At 70.5% G+C, this 17976-nt stretch carries 17 protein-coding genes and 1 tRNA gene; 3 read left to right on the top strand and 15 right to left on the bottom strand.

Annotated features, from left to right (window positions below; translation table 11 throughout):
* Positions 1-70: 70 nt before the first annotated feature.
* On the top strand, positions 71-448 hold the full coding sequence (locus tag ACSJDX_RS12655; RefSeq protein ID WP_438354987.1) for a hotdog fold thioesterase: 378 nt from the start codon (positions 71-73) through the stop codon (positions 446-448).
* Positions 449-483: 35 nt separating this feature from the next.
* Here ACSJDX_RS12655 and ACSJDX_RS12650 read toward each other — a convergent pair whose 3' ends face one another.
* Entirely contained in the window at positions 484-1104 is a 621-nt protein-coding gene (locus ACSJDX_RS12650; RefSeq protein WP_438353012.1) for an ANTAR domain-containing response regulator, read from the bottom strand.
* Between the two features lie 120 nt (positions 1105-1224).
* Between ACSJDX_RS12650 and ACSJDX_RS12645 the strand changes: the two genes are divergently transcribed.
* Positions 1225-1307 (top strand) — tRNA-Leu (locus ACSJDX_RS12645).
* Positions 1308-1365: 58 nt separating this feature from the next.
* Here the strand turns inward: ACSJDX_RS12645 and pyk are convergent.
* From pyk to rpe, 14 genes are all read right to left on the bottom strand, one after another.
* Positions 1366-2814, bottom strand: a complete 1449-nt coding sequence (gene pyk, locus ACSJDX_RS12640; protein ID WP_438353011.1) for a pyruvate kinase — start codon at positions 2812-2814, stop codon at positions 1366-1368.
* Positions 2815-2872: 58 nt separating this feature from the next.
* A complete protein-coding gene (locus ACSJDX_RS12635; RefSeq protein ID WP_438353010.1) occupies positions 2873-4339 on the bottom strand; it encodes a glutamate synthase subunit beta in 1467 nt (488 codons plus the stop codon).
* Positions 4332-8921 (bottom strand): glutamate synthase large subunit, encoded by a 4590-nt coding sequence (gltB, locus tag ACSJDX_RS12630; RefSeq protein WP_438353009.1) that lies wholly within the window; start codon positions 8919-8921, stop codon positions 4332-4334. The genes ACSJDX_RS12635 and gltB overlap by 8 nt, the downstream gene beginning before the upstream one ends.
* Positions 8922-8990: 69 nt before the next feature.
* Positions 8991-9974 carry a prolipoprotein diacylglyceryl transferase gene (gene lgt, locus ACSJDX_RS12625; protein WP_438353008.1) on the bottom strand — a complete coding sequence of 328 codons (984 nt, stop codon included), beginning with the start codon at positions 9972-9974 and terminating at the stop codon, positions 8991-8993.
* A gap of 63 nt (positions 9975-10037) precedes the next feature.
* Complete coding sequence (gene trpA / locus ACSJDX_RS12620; RefSeq protein WP_438353007.1) at positions 10038-10835, bottom strand: tryptophan synthase subunit alpha; 798 nt, start codon at positions 10833-10835, stop codon at positions 10038-10040.
* Positions 10832-12091: a tryptophan synthase subunit beta gene (gene trpB, locus ACSJDX_RS12615; RefSeq protein WP_438353006.1), complete on the bottom strand. Its 1260-nt coding sequence runs from the start codon at positions 12089-12091 to the stop codon at positions 10832-10834. Before trpB ends, trpA begins: the two co-directional genes overlap by 4 nt.
* Positions 12088-12864, bottom strand: coding sequence for an indole-3-glycerol phosphate synthase TrpC (trpC, locus tag ACSJDX_RS12610; protein WP_438353005.1), 777 nt, complete (start codon positions 12862-12864; stop codon positions 12088-12090). The genes trpB and trpC overlap by 4 nt, the downstream gene beginning before the upstream one ends.
* Positions 12865-12866: 2 nt before the next feature.
* Positions 12867-13097: a DUF6704 family protein gene (locus tag ACSJDX_RS12605; protein WP_438353004.1), complete on the bottom strand. Its 231-nt coding sequence runs from the start codon at positions 13095-13097 to the stop codon at positions 12867-12869.
* A gap of 46 nt (positions 13098-13143) precedes the next feature.
* Positions 13144-13749 (bottom strand): Trp biosynthesis-associated membrane protein, encoded by a 606-nt coding sequence (locus ACSJDX_RS12600; RefSeq protein WP_438353003.1) that lies wholly within the window; start codon positions 13747-13749, stop codon positions 13144-13146.
* Positions 13746-14105 (bottom strand): phosphoribosyl-AMP cyclohydrolase, encoded by a 360-nt coding sequence (gene hisI, locus ACSJDX_RS12595; protein WP_438353002.1) that lies wholly within the window; start codon positions 14103-14105, stop codon positions 13746-13748. Before hisI ends, ACSJDX_RS12600 begins: the two co-directional genes overlap by 4 nt.
* Complete coding sequence (hisF, locus tag ACSJDX_RS12590) at positions 14102-14866, bottom strand: imidazole glycerol phosphate synthase subunit HisF (RefSeq protein ID WP_438353001.1); 765 nt, start codon at positions 14864-14866, stop codon at positions 14102-14104. The genes hisI and hisF overlap by 4 nt, the downstream gene beginning before the upstream one ends.
* Before the next feature lies 1 nt (position 14867).
* Positions 14868-15710: an ATP phosphoribosyltransferase gene (gene hisG / locus ACSJDX_RS12585; protein WP_438353000.1), complete on the bottom strand. Its 843-nt coding sequence runs from the start codon at positions 15708-15710 to the stop codon at positions 14868-14870.
* A 40-nt stretch (positions 15711-15750) separates the two neighbouring features.
* On the bottom strand, positions 15751-16014 hold the full coding sequence (locus ACSJDX_RS12580; RefSeq protein WP_438352999.1) for a phosphoribosyl-ATP diphosphatase: 264 nt from the start codon (positions 16012-16014) through the stop codon (positions 15751-15753).
* A gap of 63 nt (positions 16015-16077) precedes the next feature.
* Complete coding sequence (gene rpe, locus ACSJDX_RS12575; RefSeq protein ID WP_438354986.1) at positions 16078-16704, bottom strand: ribulose-phosphate 3-epimerase; 627 nt, start codon at positions 16702-16704, stop codon at positions 16078-16080.
* A gap of 87 nt (positions 16705-16791) precedes the next feature.
* Here rpe and glsA point away from each other — a divergent pair, with 87 nt between their 5' ends.
* The gene (glsA, locus tag ACSJDX_RS12570; protein WP_438352998.1) at positions 16792-17967 is read left to right on the top strand and encodes a glutaminase A; all 1176 of its coding nucleotides are present in this window, start codon (positions 16792-16794) and stop codon (positions 17965-17967) included.
* Positions 17968-17976: the final 9 nt, after the last annotated feature.

Below are 17976 nucleotides of genomic sequence, written 5' to 3'. Positions count from 1 at the left end.
GACGAAGGCGATCAGCGTGACCGGACCAGACCTCGACTCCTCCGGCCTGGACTGGGCGAAGCTGCGCGGAATGGGCGCGCTCGCCGAGAAGATGGGCATCGCGTGGACCGAGTTCTCGGTCGACCGGTGCGTCGCCACGATGCCCGTCGAGGGCAACACCCAGCCGGTCGGGCTGCTGCACGGCGGCGCCTACGTCGTGCTCGGCGAGTCCCTCGGCTCGATGGCCGCGAACCTGCACGCCGGTCCCGGACGGCTCGCGGTCGGCGTCGACATCAACGCCACCCACACCCGCTCGGCGACCTCCGGCGTCGTCACCGGCGTGTGCACGCCGATCCACCTCGGCCGGAGCATGACCGTCCACGAGATCGTCGTCACCGACGATCAGGGACGACGCTGCTCGACGATCCGCATCACCAACATGGTCAAGGACGCGCCCGCGGCACGATGACCCCGGATGCCGGGGCCACCGGCATCCGTCGCCCGTCAGGCCTTCTTGGGCGCCAGCTGCTCGATGATCGCCTTCGCGACGTCCTGCATCGTGAGGCGGCGGTCCATCGACGCCTTCTGGATCCAGCGGAAGGCCTCGGGCTCGGACAGGCCCATCTTCTCGTTGAGCAGCCCCTTGGCGCGGTCCACGAGCTTGCGGGTCTCGAAGCGCTCGACCATGTCGGCGACCTCTGCCTCGAGCGTGATGATCTGCTCGTAGCGCGCGAGGGCGATCTCGATCGCCGGCAGCAGGTCGTTGGGCGTGAACGGCTTCACGACGTAGGCCAGGGCTCCGGCCTCGCTGGCGCGCTCGACGAGCTCCTTCTGGCTGAACGCGGTCAGCAGCACGACGGGCGCGATGTGGTTCTTGCTGAGCTTCTCGGCGGCCGAGATGCCGTCGAGCTGAGGCATCTTGACGTCCATGATCACGAGGTCGGGACGCAGCTCGGTCGCCAGCTGCACCGCCGTCTCGCCGTCGCCGGCCTCGCCGACCACGTCGAAGCCGTTGTCGCGGAGGATCTCGACGATGTCGAGACGGATCAGCGACTCGTCTTCGGCGACGACCACCCGTCGGGGGGCGGAGGGCGCGGTTTCGGCGATCGCTTCTTGCTCAGTCACGTTTGAATCCTACGGCACCCGCTGCGGGGTCGCCCGCGGCTTCCTCCGGGAACGCTCAGCACCGCCGGGGAACGCGCAGCGCTGCGGTATCGTCGTTGCGGACGTGCGGCCGGGCCGTGCGCCGGTGTGGCGGAATGGCAGACGCGACCGACTCAAACTCGGTTGCCCGAAAGGGCGTGTGGGTTCGACTCCCACCACCGGCACCGCGGGACGACGAAGGGGATGCCTCGATCGAGGCATCCCCTTCGTGCATCCGGTCGCCTACTTCTCGGACTTGTAGATCGGCGCCTTGCCGTGCACGGCGTCGCCGATCTTGTGGATGCGGATGTCGTTGGTCGATCCGATGATCCCGGGAGGGGACCCCGAGATGACGACCACCTTGTCGCCGACCTTCGCCAGGTCGTGCGAGAGGAAGTAGTCGTCGACCTGGATGAACATGCGGTCGGTGTGCGCGACGTGCTCGACGAGCGACGACTTGACGCCCCAGGTGAGGGCCATGCGGCGGCGGATCGCCGGGTCGGGGGTGAACCCGATCATGGGGATGCGGGGGCGCAGGCGCGACATGCGGCGCGCGGTGTCGCCGGACTCGGTGAAGATGCAGAGGAACTTCGCCTCGACGAACTCGGCCACCTCGAGCGCGGCGAGGGTGATCGCACCACCCTGCGTGCGGGGCTTGGCCTTCATCGGCGGGATGCGCTCGAGGCCGTGCTCCTCGGTGGAGTCGACGATGCGCGCCATGGTCTCGACGACCACGATCGGGTACTTGCCGACGCTGGTCTCACCGGAGAGCATCACCGCATCGGCGCCGTCGAGCACAGCGTTGGCGACGTCGCTGGTCTCGGCGCGCGTGGGCACCGGGTTCTCGATCATCGACTCGAGCATCTGGGTGGCCACGATCACGGGCTTGGCCATGCGCCGGCACAGCTCGACCGCGCGCTTCTGCACGATCGGCACGGCCTCCAGCGGCAGCTCGACGCCGAGGTCGCCGCGGGCGACCATGATGCCGTCGAACGCGTCGATGATCTCCTCGAGGTTGTCGACGGCCTGCGGCTTCTCGATCTTGGCGATGACGGGGATGTGACGCCCCTCCTCGGCCATGATGACGTGCACGCGCTGGATGTCCTTCGCGTCGCGCACGAACGACAGCGCGATCAGGTCGGCGCCGATGTTCAGGCCCCAGCGCAGGTCGGCCTCGTCCTTCTCGCTCAGCGCGGGGACGTTCACCGCCACACCGGGCAGGTTGATGCCCTTGTTGTTGGACACCGGACCGCCGACGATCACCTTGGTGGTGACGACCGTGCCGTCGGTCTCGACGACCTCGACGCGCACCTTGCCGTCGTCGATGAGGAGGAAGTCGCCCGGCCGCACGTCGTTCGGGAGGCCCTTGAAGGTCGTGCCGACGATGTCCTTGGTGCCGAGGATGTCCTCGGTGGTGATCTTGAAGATGTCGCCCACGGCGAGCTCGTGCGGGCCGTTCTCGAACTTGCCGAGGCGGATCTTCGGGCCCTGCAGGTCGACGAGGGTGGCGACCGGGCGCCCCGCGTCGTCGGCGGCCTTGCGCACGTTGGCGAAGTTGGCCTCGTGCACGGAGTAGTCACCGTGGCTGAGGTTCAGGCGGGCGACGTCGACGCCGGCATCGATGATGGCTCGGACCATCTCGTATGACGAGGTGGCGGGCCCCAGGGTGGCGACGATCTTGGCGCGTCTCACGTGTGTTCTCCGGGTTGTGGAAGAGGGGGATTCGAGAGGTCGATCGACCGTTCTCAGACTACGCGGGGCGGTGGCCGATCGCGACATCGGTCGGGCGCACGGGAGACGGCAGCGCCGTCTCGCCCATGAGGTGCCGGTCGACCTGTGCGGCGACCGCACGGCCCTCCGCGATGGCCCAGACGATGAGGGACTGGCCGCGCCCGGCATCCCCCGCCACGAACACGCCGGGGGCGGTCGTCTCGTAGTCGTCGCCGCGCGTCACGTTGCCGCGATCGGTGAACTGCGCGCCCAGCTGGTCGCGCACGGCGTCCTGCTCGGGTCCGGTGAAGCCCATCGCGATCAGCACGAGGTCGGCGGGGATCTCGCGCTCGGTGCCGCTCTTGGGCACACGTCGACCGTCGACGTACTCCGTCTCGGCGACGCGGAGGGCGCGCACCTCTCCCCCGCCGTTGCCGAGGAACTCCACCGTCGAGGCGAGGTACGACCGCTCGCCGCCCTCTTCGTGCGCCGAGGCGACCTCGAACAGCGTCGGCGTCATCGGCCAGGGCTGCGAGTCGGGGCGCGTCCCGGGAGGCTGCTTGCCGATGGCGAGGTTGGTGACGCTGAGCGCCCCCTGCCGGTGGGCGGTCCCGATGCAGTCCGCGCCGGTGTCGCCGCCGCCGATGACGACGACGTGCTTGCCCTCCGCCGAGATCTGGTTCGGCACGCGGTCGCCCGCGGTGGCCTTGTTCGACTCGACGAGGTACTCCATCGCGAAGTGCACGCCGTCGAGGTCGCGGCCGGGGATCGGAAGATCGCGCGGCACGGTCGCGCCCGTGGCCACGATCACCGCGTCGTACCGGTTGCGAAGGTCGGCCCACGTGATGTCGACGCCGATCTCGACACCCGCGCGGAACCGCGTGCCCTCGTCGCGCATCTGGCGCAGCCGCAGCTCGAGATGGCGCTTCTCCATCTTGAAGTCGGGGATGCCGTAGCGCAGGAGGCCGCCGATGCGGTCGTCGCGCTCGTACACGGCGACCGTGTGGCCGGCGCGCGTCAGCTGCTGGGCGGCGGCGAGGCCGGCCGGTCCGGAGCCGACGACGGCGACGGTCTTCCCGGTGAGGCGCCCCGGAGGCTCTGCCTCGACCCACCCGCCCGCGAACGCCTCGTCGATGATCGAGACCTCGATCTGCTTGATCGTCACGGCCGGCTGGTTGATGCCGAGCACGCAGGCGCTCTCGCAGGGCGCCGGGCACAGCCGCCCGGTGAACTCCGGGAAGTTGTTCGTCGCGTGCAGGCGCTCGATCGCGGCGCGACCCTCGCCGCGCCAGGTGAGGTCGTTCCACTCCGGGATGAGGTTGCCCAGCGGGCACCCCTGGTGGCAGAACGGCACACCGCAGTCCATGCAGCGACCGGCCTGCCGACGCAGCACGGCGGAGTCGCCCGGCTCGTAGACCTCTTTCCAGTCCATGATCCGCACGGGGACGGGGCGGCGGGCGGGGACCTCGCGCTCCGTGGTCTTGAGGAAGCCCTTCGGGTCAGCCACCGGTCACCTCCAGGATGCGGCTCCACACCACGTCGCCGTCGGGGTCGAGCCCCTCGGCCACGGCGTTCTGGCGCGTCTGCAGCACCGCTGCGTAGTCGCGCGGGAGCACCCGCACGAAGTCGGGGAGCACGGCCTCGAAGTCCGCGAGGAGCGAGGCGGCGAGCTCGGAATCGGTCTGTGCGACATGCTGTTCGAGCAGGTCGCGGAGGATCTCGGCATCGCCCGAGCCCAGCTCGCCGAGCTCGAGCTCGCCGCTGGCGAGCGCCTCCCGGTTCACCAGGGCGCTGTCGAGCCGGTAGATGTAGGCGGTCCCGCCCGACATCCCGGCGCCGAGGTTGCGCCCGGTGGTGCCGAGGATCACGGCGAGGCCGCCGGTCATGTACTCCAGAGCGTGGTCGCCCACGCCCTCCACCACCGCGGTCGCCCCCGAGTTGCGCACGAAGAAGCGCTCCCCCACCACGCCGCGCAGGAACATCGTGCCCTGCGTGGCACCGTAGCCGATGACGTTTCCCGCGATCACGTTCTGGGACGCGTCGAAGGATGCCTCGCGCGGCGGACGGATCACGATCTGTCCACCGGAGAGGCCCTTGCCGACGTAGTCGTTGGAGTCGCCCTCGAGCCGGAGGGTGATCCCCGCCGGCATGAAGGCACCGAACGACTGGCCCGCGGAGCCGGTCAGGTTGACGGTGATCGACCCGGAGGGCAGCCCGTTCTGACCGTGCGCACGCGTGACGCGGTTGCCGAGCATGGTGCCGACGGCGCGCTCGGTGTTGCGGATCGGCAGGTCGATCGTGATCTCGCCGCCGTGCGCGATGACATCCTGCGCACGCTCGATCAGCCCGACGTCGAAGTGCTTCTCCAGCTCATGCAGCTGCTCGCGGGAGTTGCGCCGCGGCGCGTCGTCCGCGAAGGCGGGGCCCTCGAGGATCGGTTTCAGGTCGAGGCCGCTGGCCTTCCAGTGCTCGACCGCGCCGTCGACGTCGAGCAGCTCGGAGTGACCGATCGCCTCGTCGAGCGAGCGGAAGCCCAGCTCGGCGAGGTACTCGCGCACCTCCTCCGCGATGAACTCCATGAAGTTCACGACGAACTCGGGCTTGCCGCTGAAGCGTTCGCGCAGAACGGGGTTCTGCGTGGCGACGCCCACCGGGCAGGTGTCGAGATGGCACACACGCATCATGATGCAGCCGGAGACCACCAGCGGCGCGGTCGCGAAGCCGAACTCCTCGGCGCCCAGCAGCGCGCCGATGACGACGTCGCGGCCGGTCTTGAGCTGACCGTCCACCTGCACCACCACGCGGTCGCGCATGTCGTTGAGCATGAGCGTCTGCTGGGTCTCCGCGAGACCCAGCTCCCACGGGGTGCCGGCGTGCTTGAGCGAATTGAGCGGGCTCGCGCCGGTGCCGCCGTCGTGTCCGGACACGAGGATGACATCGCTCAGCGCCTTGGCCACGCCGGCCGCCACCGCGCCGATACCCGACTGGCTGACGAGCTTGGTGTGCACCCGGGCCTGCGGGTTGGCGCGCTTGAGGTCGAAGATCAGCTGTTTGAGGTCTTCGATCGAGTAGATGTCGTGGTGCGGCGGCGGGGAGATGAGACCCACGCCGGCCGTGGCGTGGCGTGTGCGCGCGACCCACGGATACACCTTCGTCGGGGGCAGCTGACCGCCCTCGCCGGGCTTGGCCCCCTGGGCGAGCTTGATCTGGATGTCCTCGGCCTCGGTGAGGTACAGGCTCGTCACGCCGAACCGGCCCGATGCGACCTGCTTGATGGCGCTGCGACGACGCGGGTCGAGCAGCCGGTCGACGTCTTCGCCGCCCTCTCCGGTGTTGGACTTCGCGCCGATCGAGTTCATCGCGATCGCGAGCGTCTCGTGCGCCTCCTGAGAGATGGAGCCGTAGCTCATGGCCCCGGTGGAGAAGCGCTTCACGATCGACGCAACGGACTCGACCTCGTCGAGCGGCACGGCGGTGCGCTCGCCGGTGCGCAGGCGGAACAGACCGCGCAGGGTCTTGAGCTCGCCGGCCTGATCGTCGACGAGCTTGGTGTACTCGCGGAAGATGTCGTAGCGGCGCTCGCGGGTCGCGTGCTGCAGGCGGAACACCGTGTCGGGGTTGAACAGGTGCGGGGACCCGTCGCGCCGCCACTGGTACTCGCCGCCGGTCCACAGCCGCTCGTGGGCCCGGGCGGCGGCATCCTCCGGATAGGCGTACGCGTGACGCGCCGCGTTCTCCGACGCGATGACCTCGATGCCGATGCCGCCGAGCTTCGACTCGGTGCCGGTGAAGTACTCGGCGACGAACTTCTCGGCCAGTCCGACCGCCTCGAAGACCTGGGCGCCGGCGTACGACGACACGGTCGAGATGCCCATCTTCGACATGATCTTGAGCACGCCCTTGCCGAGGGCGTAGATCAGGTTGCGGACGGCCTTCTCGGGCGTGATCCCCGTGATGTAGCCGGCCCGCACCAGGTACTCGGCGGTCTCCATCGCGAGATACGGGTTGACGGCGGATGCCCCGTACCCGATGAGCGTGGCGACGTGGTGCACCTCGCGCACGTCTCCGGCCTCGACGACCAGACCGACCTTCATCCGGGTCTCGCGCCGGATGAGGTGATGGTGCACGGCGGCGAGCATGAGCAGCGACGGGATGGGGGCGAGATCCTTGTTGGAGTCGCGGTCGCTGAGCACGATGAACTCCGCGCCGTCCTCGATGGCCTGGTCGACCTCGGTGCACATCTGCGCGATGCGCTTGGTCATGCCCTTGTGCCCCGCCTCGACGCGGTACAGTCCGCGGATCGTGACCGAGCTGCGCCCGGGGAGCGCGGTGTCGATGTGCTGGATCTTGGCGAGCTCGTCGTTGTCGATCACCGGGAAGTCGAGGGTGACGGTGCGGGTGTGCCCCGCTCCCCACGACAGCAGGTTGCGCTCGGGACCCAGGCCCAGAGCGAGGGAGGTGACGACCTCCTCGCGGATGGAGTCCAGCGGCGGGTTCGTGACCTGGGCGAACTGCTGCGTGAAGTAGTCGAACAGCAGGCGCGGGCGCTCGCTGAGCACCGCGACGGGAGTGTCGCTGCCCATCGCACCGAGTGGCTCGGCGCCGTTCTGCCCCATCGGCGTGATGAGGATGCGCACCTCCTCCTCGGTGTAGCCGAACGTGCGCTGGCGACGCGTGATCGAGGCGATCGGGTGCACGATGTGCTCGCGCTCGGGCAGGTCGGCCAGCCGCACGCGGCCCTTGTCGAGCCACTCCTGCCACGGTTCGAGGTCGGCCAGCTGCGCCTTGATCTCGGCGTCCTCGACGATCCGCTGCGCGGCGGTGTCCACCAGGAACATGCGGCCCGGCCGAAGCCGGCCGCGACGCTTGATGCGCGCGGGCTCGAAGTCGAGCACACCGGTCTCGCTGCCGATCACGACGAGGCCGTCGGTCGTCTCGGTCCAACGTCCCGGGCGTAGACCGTTGCGGTCGAGGGTCGCACCCACGAGCGTGCCGTCGGTGAAGATCAGCGCCGCGGGGCCGTCCCACGGCTCCATCTGCATCGAGTGGAAGTCGTAGAACGCCCGCAGCTTCGGGTCGATGTCCGACTGCTTCTCGTAGGCCTCCGGCACCATCATCATGATCGCGTGCGGCAGGCTCCGACCCGTGAGGGTGAGCAGCTCGAGCACCTCGTCGAACGACGCGGAGTCGCTGGCGCCCTCGGTGCAGATCGGCAGCAGCGGACGGATGTCGCCGAGCAGCTCGGATTCGAGCTGCGACTGGCGTGCGCGCATCCAGTTGCGGTTGCCGTTGACGGTGTTGATCTCGCCGTTGTGCGCGAGCATGCGCAGGGGCTGCGCGAGCGGCCACGACGGGAACGTGTTGGTGGAGTAGCGCGAGTGCACGACCGCGAGCTCGGAGGCGAAGCGCTCGTCCTGCAGGTCGGGGTAGAACGGCTCGAGCTGCAGCGTCGTGACCATGCCCTTGTAGCCGAGCGTGCGCGCCGACAGCGACACGAAGTAGGCGCCGAGCTCGGTCCGGCTGCGCTTGCGCAGCCGGAAGGTGCGGCGGTCGAGCGCGATCCCCGACAGCGCCGGCGCGTCGCCGACGGCCGGGCGCGACAGGAACAGCTGCTCGAACGCGGGACGTGCGTCGTGGGCGAGCTTGCCCAGGTTCTCGTCCGCGGTCGGCACCTCGCGCCAGCCCAGCACGACGAGTCCCTCGGACTCCGCGATCCGCTCGATCCCGTCCTTCTGGGCCGACCGCTCCTCGGCGTCCAAGGGCAGGAAGATCATCCCGGCCGCGTACTCGCCGACCGGCGGGAGGTCGAAGTCGACGACGGCGCGCAGGAACGCGTCGGGCATCTGGGTGAGGATGCCCGCGCCATCGCCCGTGCCCGCGTCGGAGCCGATGGCGCCGCGGTGCTCGAGGTTGCGCAGCGCCGTCAGCGCCAGGTCGATGATGTCGTGCCCGGGCTCGCCGCGGAGCGTGGCGACCATCGCCAGACCGCAGGCATCCTTCTCGAAGGCAGGGTTGTACATGCCCTGCTTGGGCGGGAAGGCGCCGGAGGCCCCGAAGGGACCGGTGCTGTGACGGGGGCTCGATGCCATACCAACCGTCCTCACGTTGATGCTCAAGATGGGACGACGTCGGCCCTCGGGACTAGCGCGGGAGAAGCGCTACTTCGTGCTGGCGGTGCTTGTGGCAGGTGCCTCGCGGACTTCTGTGGTGACGGGGGAGGCGGGAGGCTCACTCACGTCCACGAAGTCGTCGGTGTCCTGCGATTGTACATTCCCCAAACCCTTGCGCTCGCGACCCGGCACGTAGGGCGACGGCTCGAAGCCCGGGTGGCGGCGCTTCTGCACGACGAAGATCACGATGCCCACGACGACGGCGGCGATCGCCGCCCAGACGTTGGTGCGCAGGCCGAAGTAGATCTCGCTCGGATCGATCCGGATCGACTCCCACACGATGCGGCCGGTGCCGTACCAGATCAGGTAGATCGCGAACTGGCGGCCCCACTGCAGCGTGAACGTGCGGCCGATGGAGATGATCACGAGCACACCCACCACATTCCAGATGACCTCGTAGAGGAAGGTCGGGTGGAAGAGCGTGTCCGGCGCGAGCCCCGGGGGGAAGGCACTGTTTCCGCTGTCGATCTGCAGGCCCCACGGCAGGTCGGTGGGCAGTCCGAACAGCTCCTGGTTGAACCAGTTCCCGAAGCGGCCGAACGCCTGGGCGAGCAGGATTCCTGGCGCCAAAGCGTCGGCGAATGTCCAGAATCGGATGCCGGTCCAGCGACATCCGATCAGCGCACCGACCGCTCCGCCGATGAGAGCGCCGAAGATCGCGATGCCGCCCTCCCAGATGAAGAAGACCGCCCAGATGTTCTTGCCCGGACCGAAGTAGAAGCCGGGGTGGGTGAGGACGTGGAAGATGCGGGCGCCGATGATGCCCAGGGGCACGGCGACGAGGCAGATGTCGATGACGACCCACGGCTCCGCCCCGCGCCGTGTGAGACGGTGGTTGGTGATCAGCACGGCGGCGATGATGCCCGCGATGATGCACAGGGCGTAGAAGTGGATCGTGAACGGGCCGATCTGGAACGAGCTGATCGGCGGGCTCGGGATGCTGGTGGCGATGCCGAGTGCGGCGTTGACCATGGAGGATCGTCCTTGCTGAGGGTTCCGGGGCGGGACCGGTGGGGGCCGCCGCCGGGGAAGAGTCTAGTTCGGGGTGCGCGCGGACGTTCCCGCGGTGAGTGCTCGGGCGGTGGCGGCGAGTTGGACGAGCCCGCCGTCCCGCAGGGCGCGCACCAGCGCGGTGCCGACGATCGCACCGTCGGCGTACTCGAGCACGCCCGCCACCTGGTCGGCGGTCGAGATGCCGATGCCGACGCACGCGTGCTCGGCGCCGTGCGACCGGAGCCGTTCGACGAGCGTGCGCGCCGCGGCATCGAGCTGCGCCCGCTCCCCCGTGATGCCCATCGTCGAGACGGTGTACACGAAGCCGGTCGAGCTGCGCACCACGAGGTCGAGGCGCTCGTCGGTCGAGGTCGGCGCGGCGAGGAACACGCGGTCCAGGCCCGTGCGCTCGCTCGCGGCGATCCACTCGGCGGCGGCCTCAGGGGTGATGTCGGGGGTGATGAGGCCCGCTCCCCCGGCAGCGAGGAGGTCATCGGCGTAGCGGTCGACGCCGTACTGCAGCACGGGGTTCCAGTACGTCATCACGAGGACGGGGATGTCCACACGACGCGTGATCTCACGGATCGCCGGGAACAGGTCGCGCAGCCGGAATCCGGCCGCCAGCGCCGTCTGGGTCGCCTCCTGGATGACCGTGCCGTCCATGACGGGATCGGAGTAGGGCGGACCGAGCTCGAGCACGTCGGCGCCGTTCTCGGCGAGCGTGACGGCCGCCTCGATGCTCGTCTCCAGATCCGGGTAGCCGATCGGGAGGTAGCCGACGAAGGCGCCACGGCCCTGCGCGCGGGCGGCGTCGATGGCCGCGGCCACGCGGGAGGTCACAGCTTCGTCCCTTCGCCGTGGGCCGAGGCATCCGGCGCGGGTGCCTCCGGGCTCGCCGCCGACTCGTCGTAGAGACGGAAGTAGCGGGCGGCGGTGTCCATGTCCTTGTCGCCGCGACCCGACAGGCACACCGAGAGGATCGCGTCCGGCCCGAGCTCGCGCCCGATCCGCAGCGCGCCGGCGAGGGCGTGGGCCGACTCGATCGCGGGGATGATCCCCTCGGTCTCGGACAGCAGGCGCAGCGCCTGCATGGCCTCGTCGTCGGTGGCGGGGATGTAGTCGGCGCGGCCGATGTCGGCCAGCCACGCGTGCTCGGGCCCGACTCCCGGGTAGTCGAGACCGGCCGAGATGGAGTGCGACTCGATGGTCTGTCCGTCCTCGTCCTGCAGCACGTAGGTCTTCGCCCCGTGCAGCACACCCGGACGACCCCGCTCGATGGAGGCGGCGTGCTTGTCGGTGTCGACCCCGTCGCCGGCCGCCTCGACGCCGTAGAGCCTGACGTCGGCGTCGTCGAGGAAGGCATCGAACATGCCGATCGCGTTGGAGCCGCCGCCCACGCACGCGATCACCGCGTCGGGGAGGCGCCCGGCGCTCTCGAGGAGTTGCGCGCGGGCCTCCTCGCCGATGACCTTCTGGAAGTCGCGCACCATGGCCGGGAACGGATGCGGACCCGCCGCCGTGCCGAAGATGTAGTTGGTCGTCTCGACGGTCGCCACCCAGTCGCGGTAGGCGTCGTTGATGGCGTCCTTGAGCGTGCGCGATCCGGTCGTCACGGGGACCACCTCGGCGCCGAGCAGCCGCATGCGGGCGACGTTGAGGGCCTGACGCTCGGTGTCGACCTCGCCCATGTAGATGGTGCATTCGAAGCCGAACAGGGCGGCCGCCGTCGCGGTGGCCACGCCGTGCTGGCCGGCGCCGGTCTCGGCGATCACGCGGGTCTTGCCGAGGCGCTTGGTGAGCAGAGCCTGCCCCAGCACGTTGTTGATCTTGTGCGAACCGGTGTGGTTGAGGTCTTCGCGCTTGAGGAACACCCGGGCGCCGCCCGCGTGCGCGGCGAACCGCGGCACCTCGGTGATCGCCGACGGCCGACCGGCGTAGCTGTGCAGCAGGTGCGCGAGCTCGGACTGGAATGCGGGGTCGACGATCGCGTCCTCGTACACCGCGGTCAGCTCGTCGATCGCGGCGATGAGCGACTCGGGCATGTACCGCCCGCCGAAGTCGCCGAAGAACGGACCCTTCTGGTCTCTCAGACTCATGATCCGGCCTCCAGGAAGGTGCGCAGGGTGGCCACCGGGTCGCCGGTGACCAGCGCCTCGCCGATGAGCACCACGTCGGCGCCGGCGGAACGGTAGTGGGCGACGTCGGCGGGGGCGAGCACGGCCGACTCGGCGACCTTGATCGCGCCGTCGGGGATGAGCCCGGCGACACGGCCGAACAGGTCGCGGTCGAGCTCGAACGTGGACAGATCGCGGGCGTTGACGCCGATCAGCTCCGCGCCCAAGTCGACCGCACGCGACACCTCATCGGCCGAATGGGCCTCCACGAGCGCGGTCATGCCGAGTTCCGAGGTGAGCGCGAACAGCTCGGCGAGCGGCGGCTGCTCGAGCGCGGCGACGATCAGCAGGACGAGGTCTGCGCCCGACGCGCGCGCCTCGAGCACCTGGTACCGCGTGGCGATGAAGTCCTTGCGCAGCACCGGCAGCCGGACGGCGGCTTTGACGGCCTCGAGATCGGCGAGGCTGCCCTTGAAGCGGCGTGCCTCGGTGAGCACCGAGATGGCGGACGCACCGCCCTCCTCGTAGCGCCGCGCCTGGGCGGCGGGGTCGGGGATGTCGGCGAGATCACCGCGCGACGGGCTCGCGCGCTTGACCTCGGCGATGATCCTCACGCGGTCGGACGGGGCCAGGGCGGCGAGGACGTCGAGCGCCGGCGTCTGTGCGAGCGCGGCGCGCTCGACATCCGCCTCGGGCCGGGACGCGGCACGCGCCTCGGCATCCTCCACCGCGCCGGCCGTGAGGTCGGCGAGCACGCTCAGTGCTCTTTCGCGAGGTACTTCGGGCCCGCGACGCCGTAACCGGCCTTCGCCATCGCCCAGCCCACGGCCGCACCCACGACCACCAGAACGGCCGACGCCCACACCAGCCAGGCCACGTCGAGGTAGAACGCCACGGTGCCGATGGTGAACGCGACCAGCATGATGATCACGGCCGTCCACGCCGCCGGGGAGTGTCCGTGGCCGGGGTCGCCGATGGGGTTGCTCATGGGTGTCCTCCGAGGTGTCTCGCGCGGCGGGCCGCGCCTGGTCAGTCTAGCGGGGTTCGTCGGTGGGGTCCGTGCCGCGCGACAGGTCGTCCCACGAGTCGATGGCGTCGCGCGGACGGGATGCCGGGGCCGAGGCATCCGCTCCCTCGCCGTCGGTGCGGTACCGGCGTCCGCTCCCCCGCCAGCGGTGCGCCGTGGCGAGGGTGAAGAGCCCGGCCGCGAGCAGGAGCACCCAGAGCGCGAGGGTCACGAAGGGCCACGGCGACGGCGAGATCGTCCGGACGAGCGCGGCGACGGAGTCGATGCCGGTGATACCGGTCGCCGTCGTGACGGTCGAGGACACCGCGGTGACGGGCAGCGCGACGGCCACCTGGCCGGTGACGATGCCCAGGGCGACGGCGATCAGGACCGTCAGCGCGCCGAAGATCCAGCGGACCACCCGACCGACGATCGACAGCGCCGCCCCGAGCGCGAGCACGGCGAGGCTGAGCGGTGCCAGCACGGGAACGGCGGCGGCACCCGGCACGAACAGCTCGTGGCCCGTGCCGTCGTCGAGGACGACCGTCAGCCAGGTCTGCGTCGACGAGATCACCCCGAGCGCGCCGGTCAGCACGATCGCGACCACCGCCAGCAGTCGTGCGCGGGCGATCACGACGTCGCGCCCTGCACGGGGTCGAGGTCGTCGGCGTCGAAGCAGGTGCGCGTGCCGGTGTGGCACGCGACGCCGATCTGCTCGACCTGCAGCAGCACCGCGTCGCCGTCGCAGTCCAGGCGCGCGCCGCGCACGAGCTGGATGTGCCCGGACGTGTCGCCCTTGCGCCAGTACTCCTGCCGCGACCTCGACCAGAACGTGACGCGGCCGGTCGTGAGCGTGCGACGGAGCGCCTCGGCATCCATCCACCCGAGCATCAGCACCTCGTGGGTGTCCCACTGCTGCACGATCGCGGCGACCAGCCCGGCGGCGTCGAAGCTCACCCGGGCGACCCGCTCGTCGATGGTCTCGGTCATGCGCGCACCTCCACGCCGTCGGCCCGCATCGCGGACTTGACGTCGCCGACGGTCAGCTGGCCGGAGTGGAACACGGATGCCGCGAGCACCGCGTCGGCGCCGGCGCGGATGGCGGGCGCGAAGTCGGCCGCCGAGCCCGCCCCGCCGGAGGCGATCACCGGCACGCCGGAGACCTCGCGCATCAGTCCCACCAGCTCGAGGTCGAAGCCCTGCTTCGTGCCGTCGGCGTCGATCGAGTTCACCAGGAGCTCCCCCGCGCCGCGCTCGATCGCCTCGCGCGCCCAGTCGAGGGCGTCGAGGGTGGTCTCGGTGCGCCCGCCGTGCGTCGTCACGACGAACCCGGACGCGGTCGCGGTCGAGCGCTTCACATCGAGCGACAGCACGAGCACCTGCGCGCCGAACCGATCGGCGATCTCGTCGATGAGGGCGGGGCGCGCGATCGCGGCGGAGTTGACGCCCGCCTTGTCGGCCCCCACGCCCAGCAGCCGGGCGACGTCGTCGGCCGAGCGGACGCCGCCGCCGACGGTGAGCGGGATGAAGACCTGCTCGGCGGTGCGGCGCACGACGTCGTAGGTGGTCGAGCGCTCGTCGACGGTGGCGGTCACGTCGAGGAACGTCAGCTCGTCGGCACCCTGGCGGAAGTACTCCTGCGCCAGTTCGACGGGGTCGCCCATATCGCGCAGGTTCTCGAAGTTGACACCCTTGACGACCCGGCCGGCGGCGACGTCGAGGCACGGGATGACGCGGCAGACCAGGCTCATGTCACAGCCTCGCGTTGTGGATGGCGGTGACGAGGATCGCCCGCGCGCCCAGCGCGTACAGCGCGTCCATCACCTGGTTGGCGGTCGCCCGCGGGCTCATCACCCGCACCGCGACCCACGCGGGGTCGCGCAGCGGCGAGATCGTGGGCGACTCGATGCCGGGCGCGAGCGCGACGGCCTCGTCGACGAGCGACGCCGGCAGGTCGTAGTCGATGAGCACGTACCGGCGCGCCACCATGACTCCGCGCAGCCTCCGCAGCAGGGTCTCCACGCCGTCGGCGTCCGACGGCCCGGTGACCAGCACGCCCTCGGACTCGAGGATCACGGGCCCGAAGATCTCCAGGCCCGCCTGGCGCAGCGTGGTGCCGGTCGACACCACGTCCGCGACGGCATCCGCCACCCCCAGGCGCACGGCCGACTCGACGGCCCCGTCCAGCGGCACGAGGTCGACCGCGATTCCGCGGGCGTCGAGGAATGCGTCCACGAGGCCCGGGTACGAGGTCGCGACGCGCTTGCCCTCCAGCTCCTCGAGCGATGAGAACGCGCCGGGAGGGCCCGCGAAGCGGAACGTCGAGCCGCCGAAGCCGAGCGCCTCGATCTCGCGCGCGCCCGGCATCCGCGCATCCAGGAGCAGATCGCGGCCGGTGATGCCGACGTCGAGGGCGCCGGAGCCGACGTAGGTGGCGATGTCCTTCGGGCGCAGGTAGAAGAACTCGACCTCGTTGACGGGGTCGATGACGTGCAGGTCCTTCGGGTCGCGGCGGCCGGTGTAGCCGGCCTCGGCGAGCATGTCGGTGGCGGTCTCGGCGAGCGAGCCCTTGTTGGGCACGGCGATTCGCAGCATGGGAGGGCTTTCGTGTGGGGTGCGGAGGGTGAGGACGGGCTCAGAGATGTCGGTAGACGTCTTCGAGCGACAGCCCCTTGGCCACCATCAGCACCTGCAGGTGGTAGAGCAGCTGCGAGATCTCCTCGGCGGCGGCCTCGTCCGACTCGTACTCGGCGGCCATCCAGACCTCGGCCGCCTCTTCGACGATCTTCTTGCCGATCGCGTGCACGCCTGCGTCCAGCTGGGCGATCGTGCCGGATCCCTCCGGACGCTCGACCGCCTTCGCGGTGAGCTCGGCGAACAGCTGATCGAACGTCTTCACTTAGCCAGGGTACCGAACCGCGGGAGCCGTCCGGCGCGCGTGACGGCGCTGCGACGGCGCAGGTCAGCGCGTGCCGGCGTGCACGTGGCGGCCGGCCGTGGCGCGCAGCGCGGCGATCGCGGCATCCGGAACACCCGCGCCGAACACGGCCGATCCGGCGACGAACGTGTCGGCGCCCGCTTCGGCCGCCTGCGCGATCGTGGACTCGCCGATCCCGCCGTCGACCTGAAGCCACACCTGGCTGCCGCGGCGCCGCGCCTCGGCGGAGAGCAGCGCGAGCTTCGGCATCGTCTCGGGCATGAACGACTGTCCGCCGAAGCCCGGCTCGACCGTCATCACCAGGATCTGATCGAACTCGTCGAGCACGTCGAACAGCGACTCCACCGGCGTCGCGGGTTTGACGGCGACTCCCGCGCGGGCGCCGATCGCGCGCAGCCGGCGCGCGAGGGCGACCGGCTCGGTCGCGGCCTCGAGATGGAAGGTGACGGATGCCGCGCCCAGCTCCGCGTACTCCGGCGCCCAGCGCTCCGGCTCGTCGATCATCAGGTGCACGTCCAGCGGCACCGGGCTCGTGGCCTGGATGCGCTCGACCATCTGCGGGCCGAAGGTGAGGTTCGGCACGAAGTGGTTGTCCATCACGTCGACGTGCACGAAGTCGGCCGTGGCGATCCGGCCGAGCTCGAACTGCATGTTCACGAAGTCGGCGGCCAGGATGCTGGGGTTGATGCGGAGGTCGCGGGCGTTCTCGTCGGGCACGCACCCATTATGGTCGAGGGCGTGCACCCCATCCTGCAGCTCCTCGACGGCGTGCTCGACGAGGTCCGGCCGCGCACGGAGGGTGCGACCGCCGCGTACATCCCCGAACTCGCGCACGCCGATCCCGATCCGCTCGCGTTCGCGGTGGCCACGGCACGCGGCCGGGTGCTCTCGGTCGGCGACGACCGCGTCGAGTTCACGATGCAGTCCATCTCGAAGCCGTTCGTGCTCGCCCTCGCCCTGCACGAGCTCGGGCGGGACCGGGTGCTCGCGCACGTGGGGGTCGAGCCCAGCGGTGAGCCGTTCAATGCGATCAGCCTCGAGGAGGGCACGGGGCGTCCGGCGAACCCGCTCGTGAACGCCGGCGCGATCGCCACGACCTCTCTCATCGCGGGCGACGACATCGACACGCGCACGGCGCGCATCGTGGCGATGCTCTCGGCGTTCGCCGGACGCAGCCTGTGGATCGACGAGGCCGTCTACCGCTCGGAGTCGGCGACGGGTGACCGCAACAGAGCGCTCGCACACCTCCTCCGCTCGTACGGTCTCCTCGGCAGCGAGGTCGACCCCGCGGTGGAGACCTACTTCCGGCAGTGCGCCGTGCTCGTCACCGTGCGCGACCTCGCCGTGATGTCGGCGACGCTCGCCTTCGGCGGCGTCAATCCGGTGACCCGCGAGCGGGTCGTCTCCGAGGACGTCGCGCGCGACGTCGTGTCGATCATGTCGAGCTGTGGAATGTACGACTCCTCGGGCGAATGGATGCTGCGCGTCGGCCTTCCCGCCAAGAGCGGAGTGAGCGGCGGGCTCGTCGCCGTCTCCCCGTCGCAGTTCGGGGTCGCCGCCTTCAGCCCGCGTCTCGACGCGCACGGCAACAGCGTGCGCGCCAGCGCGATCGTGGAGCGACTGGCCTCGGACTTCGGGATGCACGTTTTCGAGCCGCACGAGGCGGTCGCCGAACCGGGCATCGAGGTCGACGAGGGCGCCGAGGGCACCACGGTGCGTCTCGGCGGCGAGCTCGGGTTCGCCGGAGCGGAGTTCGTCGTGACGATGCTGCGGGAGACCGTCGCCGCCCGCGGCGCGGATGCCGCGGCCATCACGGTCGACGCGCGGGAACTCGCCCGCCTGCACCCCGCCGCGCTCGCGGTGCTGCGCACGGAGCTCGCCGCTCTGGGCGGCGCGGTGCGGCTGCGCGACTGACCGCTGCGA

Source organism: Microbacterium fluminis, from assembly GCF_051549805.1.
Classification (GTDB): domain Bacteria; phylum Actinomycetota; class Actinomycetes; order Actinomycetales; family Microbacteriaceae; genus Microbacterium.
This window is presented reverse-complemented; position numbering and strand designations above follow the sequence as displayed.

Excerpts from the sequence above, each read along its gene's own strand:
- ACSJDX_RS12605 (WP_438353004.1), bottom strand. The coding sequence starts at position 13,097 with ATGAGCAACCCCATCGGCGACCCCGGCCACGGACACTCCCCGGCGGCG.
- lgt (WP_438353008.1), bottom strand. The coding sequence starts at position 9,974 with ATGGTCAACGCCGCACTCGGCATCGCCACCAGCATCCCGAGCCCGCCG.
- hisG (WP_438353000.1), bottom strand. The coding sequence starts at position 15,710 with ATGCTGCGAATCGCCGTGCCCAACAAGGGCTCGCTCGCCGAGACCGCC.
- hisI (WP_438353002.1), bottom strand. The coding sequence starts at position 14,105 with ATGACCGAGACCATCGACGAGCGGGTCGCCCGGGTGAGCTTCGACGCC.
- gltB (WP_438353009.1), bottom strand. The coding sequence starts at position 8,921 with ATGGCATCGAGCCCCCGTCACAGCACCGGTCCCTTCGGGGCCTCCGGC.
- rpe (WP_438354986.1), bottom strand. The coding sequence starts at position 16,704 with ATGCAGTTCGAGCTCGGCCGGATCGCCACGGCCGACTTCGTGCACGTC.
- hisF (WP_438353001.1), bottom strand. The coding sequence starts at position 14,866 with ATGAGCCTGGTCTGCCGCGTCATCCCGTGCCTCGACGTCGCCGCCGGC.
- ACSJDX_RS12655 (WP_438354987.1), top strand. The coding sequence starts at position 71 with ATGGGCGCGCTCGCCGAGAAGATGGGCATCGCGTGGACCGAGTTCTCG.
- trpB (WP_438353006.1), bottom strand. The coding sequence starts at position 12,091 with ATGAGTCTGAGAGACCAGAAGGGTCCGTTCTTCGGCGACTTCGGCGGG.